The 13,988-nt window shown below is 65.2% G+C and carries 12 protein-coding genes; 4 read left to right on the top strand and 8 right to left on the bottom strand.

Features of this window, described 5'->3' with window-relative positions; all coding sequences use genetic code 11:
* Positions 1–61: 61 nt before the first annotated feature.
* From aspT (ABWO90_RS20940) to ABWO90_RS20930, 3 genes are all read right to left on the bottom strand, one after another.
* Positions 62–1,747, bottom strand: a complete 1,686-nt coding sequence (aspT, locus tag ABWO90_RS20940) for an aspartate-alanine antiporter (protein ID WP_353193157.1) — start codon at positions 1,745–1,747, stop codon at positions 62–64.
* Between the two features lie 105 nt (positions 1,748–1,852).
* Entirely contained in the window at positions 1,853–3,541 is a 1,689-nt protein-coding gene (gene aspT, locus ABWO90_RS20935) for an aspartate-alanine antiporter (RefSeq protein ID WP_353193156.1), read from the bottom strand.
* Between the two features lie 685 nt (positions 3,542–4,226).
* Positions 4,227–4,646 carry a hypothetical protein gene (locus ABWO90_RS20930; protein WP_353193155.1) on the bottom strand — a complete coding sequence of 140 codons (420 nt, stop codon included), beginning with the start codon at positions 4,644–4,646 and terminating at the stop codon, positions 4,227–4,229.
* A gap of 222 nt (positions 4,647–4,868) precedes the next feature.
* Between ABWO90_RS20930 and ABWO90_RS20925 the strand changes: the two genes are divergently transcribed.
* The gene (locus ABWO90_RS20925) at positions 4,869–6,200 is read left to right on the top strand and encodes an MATE family efflux transporter (RefSeq protein ID WP_353193154.1); all 1,332 of its coding nucleotides are present in this window, start codon (positions 4,869–4,871) and stop codon (positions 6,198–6,200) included.
* Between the two features lie 56 nt (positions 6,201–6,256).
* Here ABWO90_RS20925 and hisN read toward each other — a convergent pair whose 3' ends face one another.
* Positions 6,257–7,066, bottom strand: a complete 810-nt coding sequence (gene hisN, locus ABWO90_RS20920; RefSeq protein ID WP_353193153.1) for a histidinol-phosphatase — start codon at positions 7,064–7,066, stop codon at positions 6,257–6,259.
* Between the two features lie 209 nt (positions 7,067–7,275).
* On the opposite strand from hisN, the gene rarD reads away from it, so the two are divergent.
* The 3 genes from rarD to ABWO90_RS20905 all read left to right on the top strand — a co-directional run bounded on the left by rarD (position 7,276) and on the right by ABWO90_RS20905 (position 9,212).
* Positions 7,276–8,184, top strand: coding sequence for an EamA family transporter RarD (gene rarD / locus ABWO90_RS20915; protein WP_353193152.1), 909 nt, complete (start codon positions 7,276–7,278; stop codon positions 8,182–8,184).
* Between the two features lie 83 nt (positions 8,185–8,267).
* A complete protein-coding gene (locus tag ABWO90_RS20910) occupies positions 8,268–8,522 on the top strand; it encodes a hypothetical protein (protein WP_353193151.1) in 255 nt (84 codons plus the stop codon).
* A gap of 228 nt (positions 8,523–8,750) precedes the next feature.
* Positions 8,751–9,212 carry a universal stress protein gene (locus tag ABWO90_RS20905; RefSeq protein ID WP_353193150.1) on the top strand — a complete coding sequence of 154 codons (462 nt, stop codon included), beginning with the start codon at positions 8,751–8,753 and terminating at the stop codon, positions 9,210–9,212.
* A 174-nt stretch (positions 9,213–9,386) separates the two neighbouring features.
* On the opposite strand, the gene ABWO90_RS20900 is transcribed toward ABWO90_RS20905, so the two are convergent.
* The 4 genes from ABWO90_RS20900 to ABWO90_RS20885 all read right to left on the bottom strand — a co-directional run bounded on the left by ABWO90_RS20900 (position 9,387) and on the right by ABWO90_RS20885 (position 13,948).
* Entirely contained in the window at positions 9,387–10,289 is a 903-nt protein-coding gene (locus ABWO90_RS20900; RefSeq protein WP_353193149.1) for a carbohydrate ABC transporter permease, read from the bottom strand.
* Positions 10,286–11,170 (bottom strand): carbohydrate ABC transporter permease, encoded by an 885-nt coding sequence (locus ABWO90_RS20895; RefSeq protein ID WP_353193148.1) that lies wholly within the window; start codon positions 11,168–11,170, stop codon positions 10,286–10,288. Before ABWO90_RS20895 ends, ABWO90_RS20900 begins: the two co-directional genes overlap by 4 nt.
* Positions 11,171–11,317: 147 nt before the next feature.
* The gene (locus ABWO90_RS20890) at positions 11,318–12,622 is read right to left on the bottom strand and encodes an ABC transporter substrate-binding protein (RefSeq protein ID WP_353193147.1); all 1,305 of its coding nucleotides are present in this window, start codon (positions 12,620–12,622) and stop codon (positions 11,318–11,320) included.
* Between the two features lie 81 nt (positions 12,623–12,703).
* Complete coding sequence (locus tag ABWO90_RS20885) at positions 12,704–13,948, bottom strand: ABC transporter ATP-binding protein (protein ID WP_353193146.1); 1,245 nt, start codon at positions 13,946–13,948, stop codon at positions 12,704–12,706.
* Positions 13,949–13,988 lie beyond the last annotated feature (40 nt).

Genomic DNA, 13,988 nt, shown 5'->3' with positions numbered 1-13,988 from the left:
GTAACGATGCCGTCGTGCGGGGGCAATGACGGTCAATCGGGTCAATGCATCGATCGCGCGCCTAGGTCAGCGACACGACCAGCGGTCCGAGCAGCGTGAGCAACACGTTGGCGATGGCGTAGGTGATGGCGAACGGCACCGTCGGCACATTGCTCTCGGCCTTGTCGAGAATTTCGCCGAACGCCGGGTTTGCACTGCGCGAGCCCGAGAGCGCCCCGGCCAGAATGGCCACGTTGTCGTAGCGAAGCACGTAGCGGCCGAACAGGTACGTGAGCAACAGCGGCACGATCGTGACGATCACGCCCGCCACGAAGATCGAGATGCCGCTTTGTTGCAGCGTCTGCCACGCCTGTGCGCCGGCCGACAGACCCACACAGGTCACGAAGGTGGCGAGCCCCAATTCCTTGAGCAGAGAACTGGCCGCCAGCGGCATGGCGCCGAACGTCGGATGCTTGCCGCGCAGCCAGCCGAAGACCAGACCGGCGAGCAGCGCGCCGCCGCCGCTGCCCAGCGTGAGCGGAATGCCACCGACCTTGACCACGATGTAGCCGATGAGCAGGCCGACGACGATGCCGATGCCCATGTACACGTAGTCGGTCTTCACCGAATAGGCGACCGGATAGCCGGCTTCCTTGGCGGCGCGTTGCACGTCGCTGTCGGCGCCATACAGCGTGACGACGTCGCCGTGGTAGACGACCGTGTCGTCGAGCACCGGCACCGGCTGCCCCATACGCGTGATCTTCGCGATGTACACGCCGTGCTTCACATCGCGCTCCACACCGGCCTTCAACTCGCCGAGCGTCTTGCCGTTGCCGCCCTTGCGCGCGAACACGACTTCCTGCATGCGCAGCGCAATGTCGAGGTCCGCCGACGGACGTTGCTCATCGCCCAGCAGACGCCATGCGTCGGTTGCCGCCTCGCGGCGACCGATCAGCATCACGTCGTCGCCCGCTTCGAGCACCAGGTCGTCCGTGGCGATGATGATCTTGCCCTTGCGGCGCAGGCGCTCGATGGTCACGCCGTCGGTCAGTTGCTTCTCGACCTCGATCACACGCTTGCCCGCACCGGTCGTCACGCGATAGACACGCCCGACGAGTGCCGGCAGCGAATCGACCTGATCGGCCGACAACACGGTGTGCCCGCCGGCCATGGCGAGTTCGGCTTTTTTCGCATCGTCCTTGAGCGTGCGGCCCATGAGCTTCGGCACCAGCGACGCGCACACGATGATCGCGCCCAGGCTACCGAAGATGTACGTCACCGCGTAGCCGATGGCCACTTCCGATTGCAGGCGCTTGACCTCGTCGGCAGGCAATCCGAGCCGCGAGATCGCATCGCCGGCCGTGCCGATGATCGCCGACTGCGTGAGCCCCCCACCGGCGACACCGGCCGCCAGCCCCTTGTCGAAGCCGAAGATCTTCGCGCAGATCAGCACGGTAACCAGTCCGGACGCCGCGAGAAACAGCGCCATGCCGATTTCGCGCAGTGTCTTGCGCGAGAGCGAGCTGAAGAACTGCGGACCGCTTTCGTAGCCCACGGCATAGATGAACAGCGCGAACATGATGCTCTTCACGCCGGCGTCGACCGAGATTCCGATCTGGGAGACGACCACGGCCACCAGCAATGAACCGCCAACGCCGCCCAGCTGGAACGATCCGAACTTGATCGCTCCGATGGCGTACCCGATCGCCAGCGACAGAAAGATCGCGACCTCCGGTACATGGTTGAGAATCGTACGTACTAGTTCCACGGCAGAACCTCCATCAAGATTGGCGAGCAAAGCGCGGGGGCCGGGACCGCACCCCGACAGGGTCGGATGCGCCCCGGTGCGCTACGCCTTCGCAAACATGCAACGTCAACGTGAAAACTGATGGGCGACGAACACCACCGCCGGCCCCATGAGCGGCAGCAGCACGTTGGACAGGGCGTAGGTCACCGTGTACCCCACGACCGGCAACGCGCTGTCTGCCGTTTGCACCACCGCACTGATCGCAGGGGTGCTTGCCTGCTGCCCGGCGATGGCGCCGATCAGAATCGGTCCGTCGATGCGCAGCAACTTATGTCCGACCCAGAGCGACACCAGCGCCGGAATGAACGACACGCAGATCCCCACGACCGGCAACGCCAGTCCGTGCTCACGCAGCAGCACGGCTGCCTGCGGCCCCGCCGAGAGGCCAACGCAAACGACGAATACCGCCAGCCCGAGATCCTTGAGCAACTCGTACGCGGCCGGCGGGAACGTGCCCCAGGTGGGACGCCGCGACAGCAGCCAGCCGCTGGCCAGACCGGCGAGCAGCGCGCCACCGCCCGAGCCGAGCGTCATCGGCACCCCGCCAATGCGCGCCGACAGGTGACCGATACACAGCCCCACGATCAGTGCCAGGCCGACGAACACCAGGCTCGTCTTGTTGCCATGGGGCACTGCCGTGCCGAGCACGGCACCCGCGCGATCGACGTCGGCTTGCAAGCCCTGCAACGTCACTACGTCACCCCGTTGCAGCGGAATCTTGTTCAGCGACGGCAATTGCATGCCCATGCGCTTGACGGACTTGACGAACACGCCGTGACGCAAATCGATGGGCGCCTCGCGGCGCAGATCGGCCACCGTGCGCCCCTCCGCTTCCTTGTTCGTCATGACGAAGTCGCGCTCCACGAGCACGATCTCGCTCGTTTCGGTACCCGCCACTTCGGGACCGACGAGCGCATGCGCGTCGAGCATCGCGTCGCGACGCCCGACCAGGAGTAACTCGTCGTTGACATCCAGCGTGAGCGTCTGGGCGACAGCCACCGACGCCGAGGCGCGCCGCACGCGCTCGACCGCTACGCGTCCGTCGAGCGCCGCTTCCAATGCGGCCACGTTCAGTCCCGGATGCGCCACGCGATAGCTGCGTCCGACCAGATCGGGGGCCGCCGGCGCGCCGAGCGCGTCGCCGTTTTCTTCTTCCATTTCGCGCGCCAGACGTGCGCTGTCCTGCTTGAGGTCAATGCCGAGCAGCTTCGGGGCGAGCAGATTGGTGAACAGCACGATGGTGATGAGACCGAACACGTAGGTCAGCGTGTAAGCGGTAACCACATTGGCCTGCAAGGCCTTGAATTCTTCCGGGGAGAAGCCAAGCCGGTTGAGTGCTTCGATGGCCGTGCCCACCATCGCGGATTCGGTCGCCGCACCTGCGGCCAACCCGCCTGCGGTGCCGGGATCGAGACCCAGCAGCTTCACCGCGATCATCACGATGGCGAACACGAAAACCACTTCGATGATGGAGAGCACGCCGAAGCGCAGCCCGCGCAGGTTCAGGTTCTCGACGAACTGCGGTCCGGCGGAGAACCCCATGGCGAAGATGAACAGTGCGAACGCGAAGTCCTTGAGCGAGCCTTCGACCATGCAGCCGGTTTGTCCGACCAGCAGCGCCACGAGCAACGCACCGCACACGCCGCCGAGCTGAATCGGGCCGAGCCTGATGCGCCCGAGCAACTGGCCCAGCACGACGCACACGAACACGGTGATCAAAGGCACAGCATCGAACAACGGAATCGAACACTGCATACAGGCTCCTGCCTAATTTCGCACGATCGGTCACACGACAGGACCACGGACACCACGCGTCAGGGTGTCGGTCCGGCTAACGAGACTTCAGGAAACGGCAGATCGCATACCGCGTGGCACGCGATTCGGATATTCGAATGGACAGCGGACCGGCCGCGAGGCAGGTCGGGCCTTACGTGAAGCACCTCGGCGTGAGTCCGCCAGGCGTTTGAGTGGGAACGAAGCGATGCTGGGTAAGGAGCGGTGCCCCCGGAGGGACACTCTGGCCAAAGCGCACGGTGTTCATAGCGGATCCCAAAACGATGAGACAACCCGATAATCAATTACGCCCGCCTCCTCCCAGAAGCCTCAGGCGATACACCATAAGTCGCATGCCAACGTATTTCGGACCTGCGCAACGCGCGCGATCCTCGCGCATCGGAACACACAAGTAATTTAAATTACGTTATCTGCGACCGTTCCGCGCTTCGTGGTGACGCGGTGTGGGCATAGTGTTGTTCAACGTTCCGGACGTGTCAACATGTTTCGCGCAACACGCGCGCCCTGCGTGCGTCAAGTGCGAAAATTTTCCATTTACATTGGATTGCTGACTAATTATTCGACGTGTGACACGATGTCGCAACGTAGTGCCGTGCGCAAATGCGCGCGACTTCGGCGCACCATCTGAGCACACGTCCACGGCACATTACTTCGGTGCGCGAATTTCGTGGATCGTCCCAGGTCCCCAGCCACTGCGATCCCATTTGCCGTCACGCAGCGTCCATTGGTGATTGCCGGTCTCTTCCCAATGCGGCGCGGTGTAGCGCATGCCGGCGCGCTTGGGCGCCATGTGGCCGTCCACCCAGTCGTAGCGGCCCTCCTTCCATTGCCAGTAGCCGGGCACCCAGAACTGCCCTTGCGGCGCGGCCGGCGGATCTTCGAAGCGCGGCGGCGGCGGCCCGCGCTGCAACGTCACATCGGCAACCACCGGCAGGCTGAACAGACACAGCGCGGCGGCAAGCGCGTGCCGTCGGCGAGCGCGAAGCTGCGCGACGAGCATGGCAAGCGGCGATGGGTTCGACGGTGACGAAGACGAGGGCGATGAAGACGATGGACGGGACGACATACGCGGACGTTCACGGGCGGTGGGAGGTAGGGGTGCATTGTACCGTCCGCTACCTGCACACGCCGACCGGCATCCCATTCACCGGGTCAATCTGGTCAATCTGGTCAATCTGGTCAGCCGGGTAATCGGCGCGGCCAGACTTTATAATCGGCGCACTCCTAACCTGCCGCCACGCGCGGATTCCGACGGGGCCGCCATGAACGGTCACCGCACCGACAACCCATGAACCCTGCCCCTGCGGCCGCCGGTCACCGGCAACTGCTTCGCCTGGCGGTGCCTATCGTGCTCGCCAATCTCACCCAGCCCATGCTGTCGGCCGTCGATACGGCCGTGGCCGGCCATCTGCCGGGCCCTGCGTATCTCGGCGGTGTGGCGCTCGGCGGCCTGCTGCTGAACCTCATTTTCTGGGGCTTCTCGTTCCTTCGCATGGGCACCACCGGTCTCGCCGCACAGGCGTTCGGTGCGCGCAATGCCGAACAACTGCGCGACACGCTGGCTCGCGCGCTCGCCCTGGCATTCGCCATCGGCGCCGTGCTCCTGCTCTTTCGCCACCCGCTCGTCTCGCTCGGCGTGTCGTGGCTGGGCGGCAGCGAACAGGTGCAATCGCTCGGACGCCAGTACGCCAGCATCCGCATCCTCGCCGCCCCGCTGGCACTCGGCAACTACGTGGTGCTTGGGTATTTGCTGGCCTGTCAGCGCGTGCGTCAGGGGCTGGCCGTGCAGGTGTTCATCAACGTGGTGAACATCGTGGCGGTACTCGTCTTCGTGCGCGGTTTCGACTGGGGCGTCGAGGGCATCGCGGCCGCGACGGCACTGGCCGATAGCCTCGGCTTTGCCCTCGGCGCCTGGCTTCTGTGGCTGGCACGCACACCGGGCCTGCCGTCGCTGCGACTGACCACGCTCGTGGAACGCAGTGCCTTGTGGCGGTTGCTGCGGCTCAATCTCGACATCTTCCTGCGCACGCTATTCCTGCAACTCGCCTTCGCGTGGTTCGCGCGTGTGGGCGCCCGGTTGGGCGACACAACGCTGGCAGCCAATGCCCTGTTGCTGAATTTCCAGACGTTCATGGCGTACGGACTCGACGGCTTCGCTCACGCGGCCGAAGCGTTGGTCGGGGCGTATGTGGGCGCCCGTCAGCGGCAGGCGCTACTGCATGCGATACGCCTCTCGCTTGGCTGGGCACTGGCCTGCGCCGTGGGGTTCGCGCTCGTCTATGCGGTCGCGGGCGGCGCGATCATCGATGCCCTCACCGATCAACCGGTGCTGCGCGAGACCGCGCGCGAGTTCCTGCCGTGGGCCGTGCTCTCGCCGATCGTCGCGGTGTGGTGTTTCCAGTTGGACGGGGTGTTCATCGGCGCGACGCGCACGCGTGAGCTGCTCACGTCGTCGTTGATCGGCCTGCTGGTGTTTGCGGCCGTCATGCCCTTCACGCTGGAGGCGTGGGGCAATCACGGTCTGTGGGTCGCATTGATGGCGTTTCTTGCCACGCGCGGCGTGGTGCTGGGGGTGTTGCTGCCGCGCATCTGGCGCGGCATGCCGCGCCAGAATGCCTGAACGCGCCGGACCGCGCCGGACCGCGCCTGGCGCGATGCGCTCGGCGAGCGCGCCGTTCAGTCGCCGCGAATGCAGGCCAGCGCCGCAGCGTGAAGCTCGGCGTTGGCGGCCGCCAGCACGCGTCCCTGCGAGGTCAGCGTGAGCGGCCGGCCTTCCCAGTCGGTAATCACGCCGCCCGCCGCTTCGATAACCGGCGCCACGGCCAGATAATCATACGTCTGCAAGCCGGCTTCCATCACCAGTTCGATATGCCCGCTCGCCAGCAGGCCGTAGGCATAGCAATCGCCACCGAAACGGCGACGGCTCACGGCCTTCGTCAACCGCTCGAATTGCGCATACTCGGCAGCGTCGAAGATATCGGGTGACGTGGCATAGACGGTTGCCTCGGCCAGCGCGGTGACCGGGCTGGTGGCACAGACTTCCCCGCCGAAGCGGGCCTCGCGCACACCGCCTGCAAGGTCGTTCACGCCAACCCAGCGCTCACCCGTTGCCGGAATGTCGATCACACCGACGACCGGCTTGCCGTGGTGCAGCAGCGCCAGCAGCGTACCCCAAAGCGGATGACCGGTAATGAAGCTGCGGGTGCCGTCGATCGGATCGACGGACCAGACGTACTCGGCGTCCACCCCCACCTTGCCGAATTCCTCCCCCCAGATGCCGTGCGACGGATAGCGCGCGGCGATTCGCTCGCGCAGGGCGGTCTCGACCTCGCGGTCGGCAATCGTCACCGGGCTTTCATCGGCCTTGTCGTCAACCGCCAAACGACGGCGGAACCAACCCAGCGACAGCGGCCGGACGGCGTCGGCCAGGGCGCCGGCGAAAGCCGCATATTCAGCGATGGCAGGCGTGGCGGGAACAGACGACATGCACAAATCTCCAGCAGGGAAGCCACACACGGGCGGCAGTTGGGGGAAAACGCTCGACGCACGGCGATCATACGCGTTCCCGCGCGTCGGGAGACATTCTGCGTGGCCTCTGTGACAAACGCCCGAATCTGGTGCAAATTTGCTATGCTCGCGGCCTGATTTCGGGGCTTCTGGCCCCAGTACCCTTGGCATCACCTCACAGGACACCCATGCTTTCCGGTCGCGGCGTTACCCTCTCCGTCTCGGCGTCGGTCATGTTTTCCATCATGCCCGCGCTCGTTGCGCAGTTGGCGCCGCTGTCCGGTCTGGACGTCTTCGCGTGGCGCATCCTGCTCACGTTGCCCGGCACGCTGGTGATCGTTGCAGGACTGCGGCGCTGGAACGTGCTCGGCAGCACCTTCTCCCACGTGCTGCACCGCCCCGCGCTGCTCGGCGCGGTGCTGCTCTGCGCCGCCATGCTGAGTATCCAGTTGTGGCTGTTCGTCTGGGCCCCCTTGCAGCAACGCATGCTCGACGCGTCGCTCGGCTACTTCCTGTTGCCCCTCACGATGGTGCTGGCCGGGCGCACCGTGTACAAGGAACGCCTCTCCCCGTTGCAGACCGCCGCCGTCATCGCCGCCGCGCTGGGCGTGGCGCACGAGCTGTGGGCGACGCGCGCGTTGTCGTGGGTCACGGCGGTCATCATGTTCGGCTACCCGCCTTACTTCATGTTGCGCCGCCGCTTGCGGCTCGACGCCCTGAGCGCCTTCATCATGGAACTGCTGGCGATGACGCCGGTAGCCGCCATCGTGCTGTGGCAGGCCTGGCCGGAAAACGCGCCGATCGTGGCCGAGCCCCGCTACTGGTTCTGGCTGCCAGCGCTCGGGCTGCTCAGCGCCAGTGCGCTGGCCAGCACGCTGGCGGCCGCGCGTATTTTGCCGATCGGCGTGTACGGCATTCTCAGCTACGTGGAGCCGGTGCTGCTGTTTGCCGTCTCCGTGTTCCTGCTCGGCGAGCCGTTCACTGCCAATGGCCTGTGGACCTATGTGCCGATCTGGATCGGCGTCGCGCTGATCGTTTTCGACAGCGTGCGCACGCTGCGCCGGCAGCGGCTGGCGGGCGAGTTGCCCGCGGCCTGACGGGGGTGCCACAGGGGTGGGACACCCGGCGTGCACGGTCACTGCGCCGCGCTATACTCGCGGGAGCTAGTAAGACGACCATTATGAAAAATCTCGCCAAGATCGCCATTCTGCTGTCCTCGGGGCTTCTCACTGTCACGCTGTCCGCCTGCGGGTCGTCCGCCCCGCTGTTCACCTCGGACGGACGTCCCACCCAACAGATCCAGTGCTCGGCCACCATTGCGGGCGACTGCGATCAGCGCGCGCGCACCCAGTGCCAGCAAAAGGGCTACGAAGTGCTCACGCGCGACGTGAGCGGCGGCGTCGCCAACATCGTGATCGCCTGCCAGGCGAACTGAAGGCCGGCGCCCTGCACCTTTGTCGTGCACGCGAGCGCGGTTGGCATTACGATGCGTTATTGCGTGCGGTCAATGTCCCGTCGACGCACGGGATGACTTTGCCCCGTCGCAATGCGAGAATGAAAATATCCTGACCGCGCCTGACGACCCGCTGCGGCCTTTGCCCCCAAGGCCGGCGCCTCGTCAGACAGGCATTTGACGCATTCCCAGCCCATAGAGGACACCATCATGTACGAACGCATTCTGGTTTCGATCGACGGCAGCACCCCCTCGAACCGCGCCATCGACGAAGCCGTCAAGCTCGTCGCGCTCAGCCAGGGCAAGATTCGCCTGGTGTCGGTCGTCCCCTCGCTCGCCAACGCGTACGCCGCCGGCGCCTACAGTGGTTTCGTGCCGCTGGAGAGCCAGGAGTCGTTCGAGAAGGAAACCAGCGAGATTCTCGCCACGGCACAGGGCGATCTGAAGAAGCGCGGCGTGGATGCCGAGACGAAGATGATCACGCTCGACGCCGGCACCGACGAAATCGCCGACGCCGTGCTGCGCGAAGCGCAGGAGTGGAACGCCGACGTGATCGTGCTCGGCACTCACGGCCGTCGCGGCCTGAACCGCCTGCTGCTGGGCAGCGTTGCCGAAACGCTGCTGCGCATCACCACCATCCCGGTGTTGCTCGTGAAGGCGGCGGACAAATAACTTTGCAGCACCGGCCCCCGCCGCAACGCCGGCAGGACAGGCAAACGCGGTATCGGCCGGTACGTCCGGCGCAAATGACAACGGCACGCTTCCAGGCGTGCCGTTGTCGTTTCGGACGGCCCGGCGTCACCTTCGCCACCTTTGCCGCCTTTGCCACCTGCACCGCCAAATCCGTCAGCGAATCCCTGCGCGCATGAACGACTGCACGAACTGGCGCTGGAACAGCAGAAACGCGACGAACAGCGGCGCGGCGGTCATCAGCGTGGCCGCCGTAATCAGCGACCAGTCAATCCCCTGATCGGTGGACGAAAACACCTGCAGGCCAACGGTCAGCGGCCGCGTCTCCACTGAGTTCGTCACGATCAGCGGCCACAGGAAGTTGTTCCAGTGATGGCTGATCGACACCAACGCATACGCCACATACACCGGACGCGCGAGCGGCACATACACGCGCCACAGCACCTGCCATGCATTCGCGCCTTCCACGCGCGCGGCGTCGTCAAGCTCGCGCGGCACGGTCTTGAACGCCTGACGCAGCAGGAAAATGCCGAACGCCGACGCGAAGTACGGCAACGCAATGCCGAAGATCGTGTCGCGCAACCCCATCCACGCAATGGTGCGATAGTTCTCGACGATGAGCACATCGGGCATCACCATCAGTTGCAGCAGCACGATCATGAACGCGACTTCACTGCCTCGGAACGTGAAGCGCGCGAACGCGTAAGCCGCCAGCGTCGCCAGCACGAGCTGCGCGACGAGAATCACTGTCACGAGCACGAACGTGTTCACGAGATAGCGCCCGAACGGCGCGGCCTGCCACGCATGCACGAAGTTCTCGAGCGTAAGCGGTGCATTCAGCGAGAACCGCGTCGCGTAGGCTGACGGATGAAAGGCGCTCCACAACGCATAGAGCAGCGGCAGCAGCCAGAGCAGGCCGAGCAGCCAGGCCCCGGCCACGTCGAGCGCGCTGGTGTGACCGGTCGCGGAGAATGCGGGCAGCGCGGCACGCGTCTTGCCGGTCGAGTCCGAGGTCTGCGTCGTGCGCGAGGCCGGTGTCGGATTGGCAGAGGTCGTCATTGGTAGTGCGTGCGTGAGTCGAGCAGACGGAATTTCACGAAGGCGACGATGGCGAGCAGCGCAAGCAACACCACCGTCAGCGCCGCCGCATAGGACGTATCCCAAAAACTGAACGCCACCTGATAGATGTAGTACAGCAGCAGTTGCGTGGCGTTATCCGGCCCGCCGCGCGTCATCACCACAATGTGGTCGACGAGGCGGAATGCGTTGATGAGCGCATTGATCACGACGAACACGGTCGTCGGCATGAGCAGCGGCCACTGCACGCGACGAAAGAACTGCCAGCGCGACGCCCCTTCGAGCGCGGCGGCCTCGGCTAACGTCGGCGAGATCTGTTGCAGCGCGGCCAGGTAGAAGATCATGAAGAACCCGGCTTCCTTCCAGATCGTCACGATCATGAGCGCGGGCAGCGCGGTACCCGGCTGGCCGAGCCAGTTGTGATCCCCCCAGCCGAACGCCTGCGAAATCTGTGCGATCAGCCCGTACTGCGGCGTATAGAAAAAGAGCCAGATGTTCGCCACGGCGATCATCGGCAGGATGGCGGGCGTGAAGTACGCCAGCCGCAGCAACGCGCGCCCCGGCACCTGACGATGCACCCACAGCGCCATGACGATCGCCAGCGCAATCGCGACAGGCACGGTCACGAGGGCGAACAGCGTGTTGTTGCGCAACGCCTGCCAGAAGACGGGATCGTCGATCAGCAGTTGATAGTTCTCGGCGCCCACATAGACGGCCGGCGCACCGGCACGGGCCGTCGAGAAAAAGCTGTGCCACAGCGTGGCCACGGCCGGGTAATGCGTGAAGGCGACGAGCAGCGCCAGCGCCGGCAACAGCAGCAGCCAGGGCACCCACGACGGGGAAACGGTAGTGGAACGGTTCATCGAGCGTATTCGATGCGGTACGGATGATGGATTGGCGCCCCCATCGAATCATCGATCGATGGATGTTGCGGGACCACAGTGCTCACGGTGCGCAGCAAGTGCCGCGAGCCACCGGGCCCCGCCTTTCAACAAGGCAATCGCCGACGATCAGCGCGCGTAGGCGCGCAGAATGCGATCGGCTTCACGTTGTGCGTCGTCGAGTGCCTGCTTCGGCGACTTGGTGCCCGTGAGCGCGGCTTGCAGCGCATCGTTGAGCGCCTTGGTCACGCGCTGGTTGTCGTGCGTCGAGAACTCGGCGACGCTGCTGCCGAGTTGATCGCGCGCCACGGCAGCGGCTGGCACCTTCTGCACGTACTGCTTCATCACCGGGGTTTCCCACGCGGCCGGCGTCACGGCGACATAGCCCGTGTCGATGCCGAATTGCGCAGCACGTTCCGGCGTGGTGGCCCACTTGATGAACGTCATCGCAGCCTGCTTCTCTTCCGGCGTGCTCTTCTTGAAGACGTAGAAGTTGCCGCCGCCGGTCGGGCTGCCGCCGCGCACCTTGGCCGGCATCTTGCCCACGCCGAACGGGAACGTCGCGTTGGTGCGAATGTTCGTCAGGTTACCCGTGGTCGTGTAGATGATGGCCGCCTTCTTCTCGAGGAAGTCCTTCGGCGTGGTGCCCCATTCGATCGAGCCCGTCGGCATGGCCTTGTCCTTGGCGGCGAGGTCGACCCAGAACTGCAGCGATTCGACCGCCTGCGGGGCATTGAGGAACGTCTTGTTGCCCGACGGGTTCATCAGCTCGATGCCGGCCGGGGTGGTGAACGCCTGGAACAGCCAGTAGCCGAAGCCGGTCGACGGGACCTTGATGCCCCATTGCGTCACGTTGCCCGAGGCGTCGCGCTTGGTGAGCTTCTGCGCGTAGCTCGCGAGCTCTGTCCAGTTCGCGGGTGCACGCTCCGGGTCGAGACCGGCTTCGCGGAACAGGTCCTTGTTCCAGTACATCACGATGGTCGAGCGCTGGAACGGCACCCCCCAAGTGTGACCGTTGATACGCGAGTTCATCATCAGCGCCGGATAGAAGCCGTCGAGCCACTGCTTGTCGGCGGGTGTATTGGCGATGCTGTCGATGGGAACCACGGCGTCTTCGTCGATCAGCGTGAAGACGTCGGCGGCGGCAAGCACGGCCACCTGCGGCGGCGTACCGGCCTTCGCGGCGGTCAGCGCTTTCACGACCGAATCCTGATAGGTACCGGCGTACACCGGCTTGACCTTGATCGTGGGGTGATCCTTCTCGAAGTCGGCCACCAGATCGTTGATGATCTTCGTGACCGGGCCGCCGACGGCAACCGGGTAGTAGAACGTGAGCTCGACAGGCTTCTGTTGCGCCATGGCCGAGCCCGTCAGGCCGCCCAATGCCAGCGTGGCCACGCCGGCTGCAAACGTTTTCAGAATCGTGCGTCGCATATCGCTTGGTTCCCCATGTAAGCGTTTTGGTGGTGTAACTGAAAATCGATGCGGGAGCCTTCGCGCCCCGCGGTGCCGCGCTCAGGCGTGTTGTTGTGAGGTGAGTGCGGGTGTCGCCTGAACTGCTTTCGTTGCCGTCGACGGCAAGCCTTCGGCGTTGCCCGCGTTGTCCGCGTTCTCGGTCTTGTCGCTTGCGTTCGCCGCTCCGGCGCCCCGGGATGTCTCATCGCCAGACGTCGTGCGCCACGCCGCCCCGCCGATGCGATCGCCCGTCACGGCATCGAACAGATGCTGATCGGCCGCCTCCCATTGCAGGCCGATGGCGTCGCCCGGCAAGAACGGCCGGTGTCCCGGCACACGTGTCGCCACCTCGCCTGCTGCACCCAACGTGCAGGACACGAGTGTGTCCGCGCCCAGGTATTCGACCGCGCTCACCGTCGCCAGCACGGCGCCCACGGTGGTCGGCGCCACCGCGCGCACATGTTCCGGACGCAGACCTAGCAACACGGCGTCTTGCGTCCCCGACAGCACGTTGGCCGACGCCAGCGCCGGGCCGGTCTGTCCCGCAGGAACGAGCACATCGCCATGACGCACGAGCGAGAGCAGTTGCATCGGCGGCGTGCCGATGAAGCTCGCGGCAAAACGGGTCGCAGGCGTGGCGTACAACGTATGCGGCGCACCGCACTGCTCGATGCGCCCGTCGCGAAGCAGCACGACCTGATCGGCCATGCTCATCGCTTCGGTCTGATCGTGCGTGACGTAGACGAGCGTCATGCCGAGTTGTTGTTGCAGCGCGCGGATCTCGCGGCGCATTTCCTGACGCAGTTGCGCGTCGAGGTTCGAGAGCGGTTCGTCCATCAGGCACACGGACGTCTCGGCAATCACTGCACGCCCAAGGGCTACACGCTGTTGCTGCCCGCCCGAGAGTTGCGACGGCTTGCGATCGAGATAAGGGGCAAGCCCCAGCAGAGACGCCACTCGCGCGAGACGTTGCGGATAGTCGCTCGCCGGCTCGCCACGTACGCGAAGACCGAACAGCAGGTTCTCGCGCACCGACAGATGCGGAAACAGCGCGTAAGACTGGAAGACCATCGAGAGCTTGCGGCGCGCCGGCGGCAGGACGGTCACGTCGTTGCCCCCCAGCAGGATGCGTCCGGCGCTCGGCGTCTCAAGCCCGGCGATCATGCGCAGCAGTGTCGATTTTCCGCAGCCCGACGGGCCGAGCAAAACGACCAGCGAGCCGGCATCGGCGGCAAAACTCACGTCCTGAAGCGCGTGTGTATTGCCCCACTGCTTGCTGACGGATTCGATGACGAGCGATGACATGGGCGAGTGTGCACAGCCGCCCGGAGACGGCAGGATCGGA

Origin of the sequence: Pandoraea pnomenusa (assembly GCF_040391475.1) — a bacterium.
Taxonomy (GTDB): domain Bacteria; phylum Pseudomonadota; class Gammaproteobacteria; order Burkholderiales; family Burkholderiaceae; genus Pandoraea; species Pandoraea pnomenusa_C.
The sequence above is the reverse complement of the archived record's forward strand: the minus strand, read 5'-3'. Positions and strand labels throughout refer to the sequence as shown.

Excerpts from the sequence above, each read along its gene's own strand:
- aspT (WP_353193156.1), bottom strand. The coding sequence starts at position 3,541 with ATGCAGTGTTCGATTCCGTTGTTCGATGCTGTGCCTTTGATCACCGTG.
- ABWO90_RS20930 (WP_353193155.1), bottom strand. The coding sequence starts at position 4,646 with ATGTCGTCCCGTCCATCGTCTTCATCGCCCTCGTCTTCGTCACCGTCG.
- ABWO90_RS20925 (WP_353193154.1), top strand. The coding sequence starts at position 4,869 with ATGAACCCTGCCCCTGCGGCCGCCGGTCACCGGCAACTGCTTCGCCTG.
- hisN (WP_353193153.1), bottom strand. The coding sequence starts at position 7,066 with ATGTCGTCTGTTCCCGCCACGCCTGCCATCGCTGAATATGCGGCTTTC.
- rarD (WP_353193152.1), top strand. The coding sequence starts at position 7,276 with ATGCTTTCCGGTCGCGGCGTTACCCTCTCCGTCTCGGCGTCGGTCATG.
- ABWO90_RS20910 (WP_353193151.1), top strand. The coding sequence starts at position 8,268 with ATGAAAAATCTCGCCAAGATCGCCATTCTGCTGTCCTCGGGGCTTCTC.
- ABWO90_RS20905 (WP_353193150.1), top strand. The coding sequence starts at position 8,751 with ATGTACGAACGCATTCTGGTTTCGATCGACGGCAGCACCCCCTCGAAC.
- ABWO90_RS20900 (WP_353193149.1), bottom strand. The coding sequence starts at position 10,289 with ATGACGACCTCTGCCAATCCGACACCGGCCTCGCGCACGACGCAGACC.
- ABWO90_RS20895 (WP_353193148.1), bottom strand. The coding sequence starts at position 11,170 with ATGAACCGTTCCACTACCGTTTCCCCGTCGTGGGTGCCCTGGCTGCTG.
- ABWO90_RS20890 (WP_353193147.1), bottom strand. The coding sequence starts at position 12,622 with ATGCGACGCACGATTCTGAAAACGTTTGCAGCCGGCGTGGCCACGCTG.
- ABWO90_RS20885 (WP_353193146.1), bottom strand. The coding sequence starts at position 13,948 with ATGTCATCGCTCGTCATCGAATCCGTCAGCAAGCAGTGGGGCAATACA.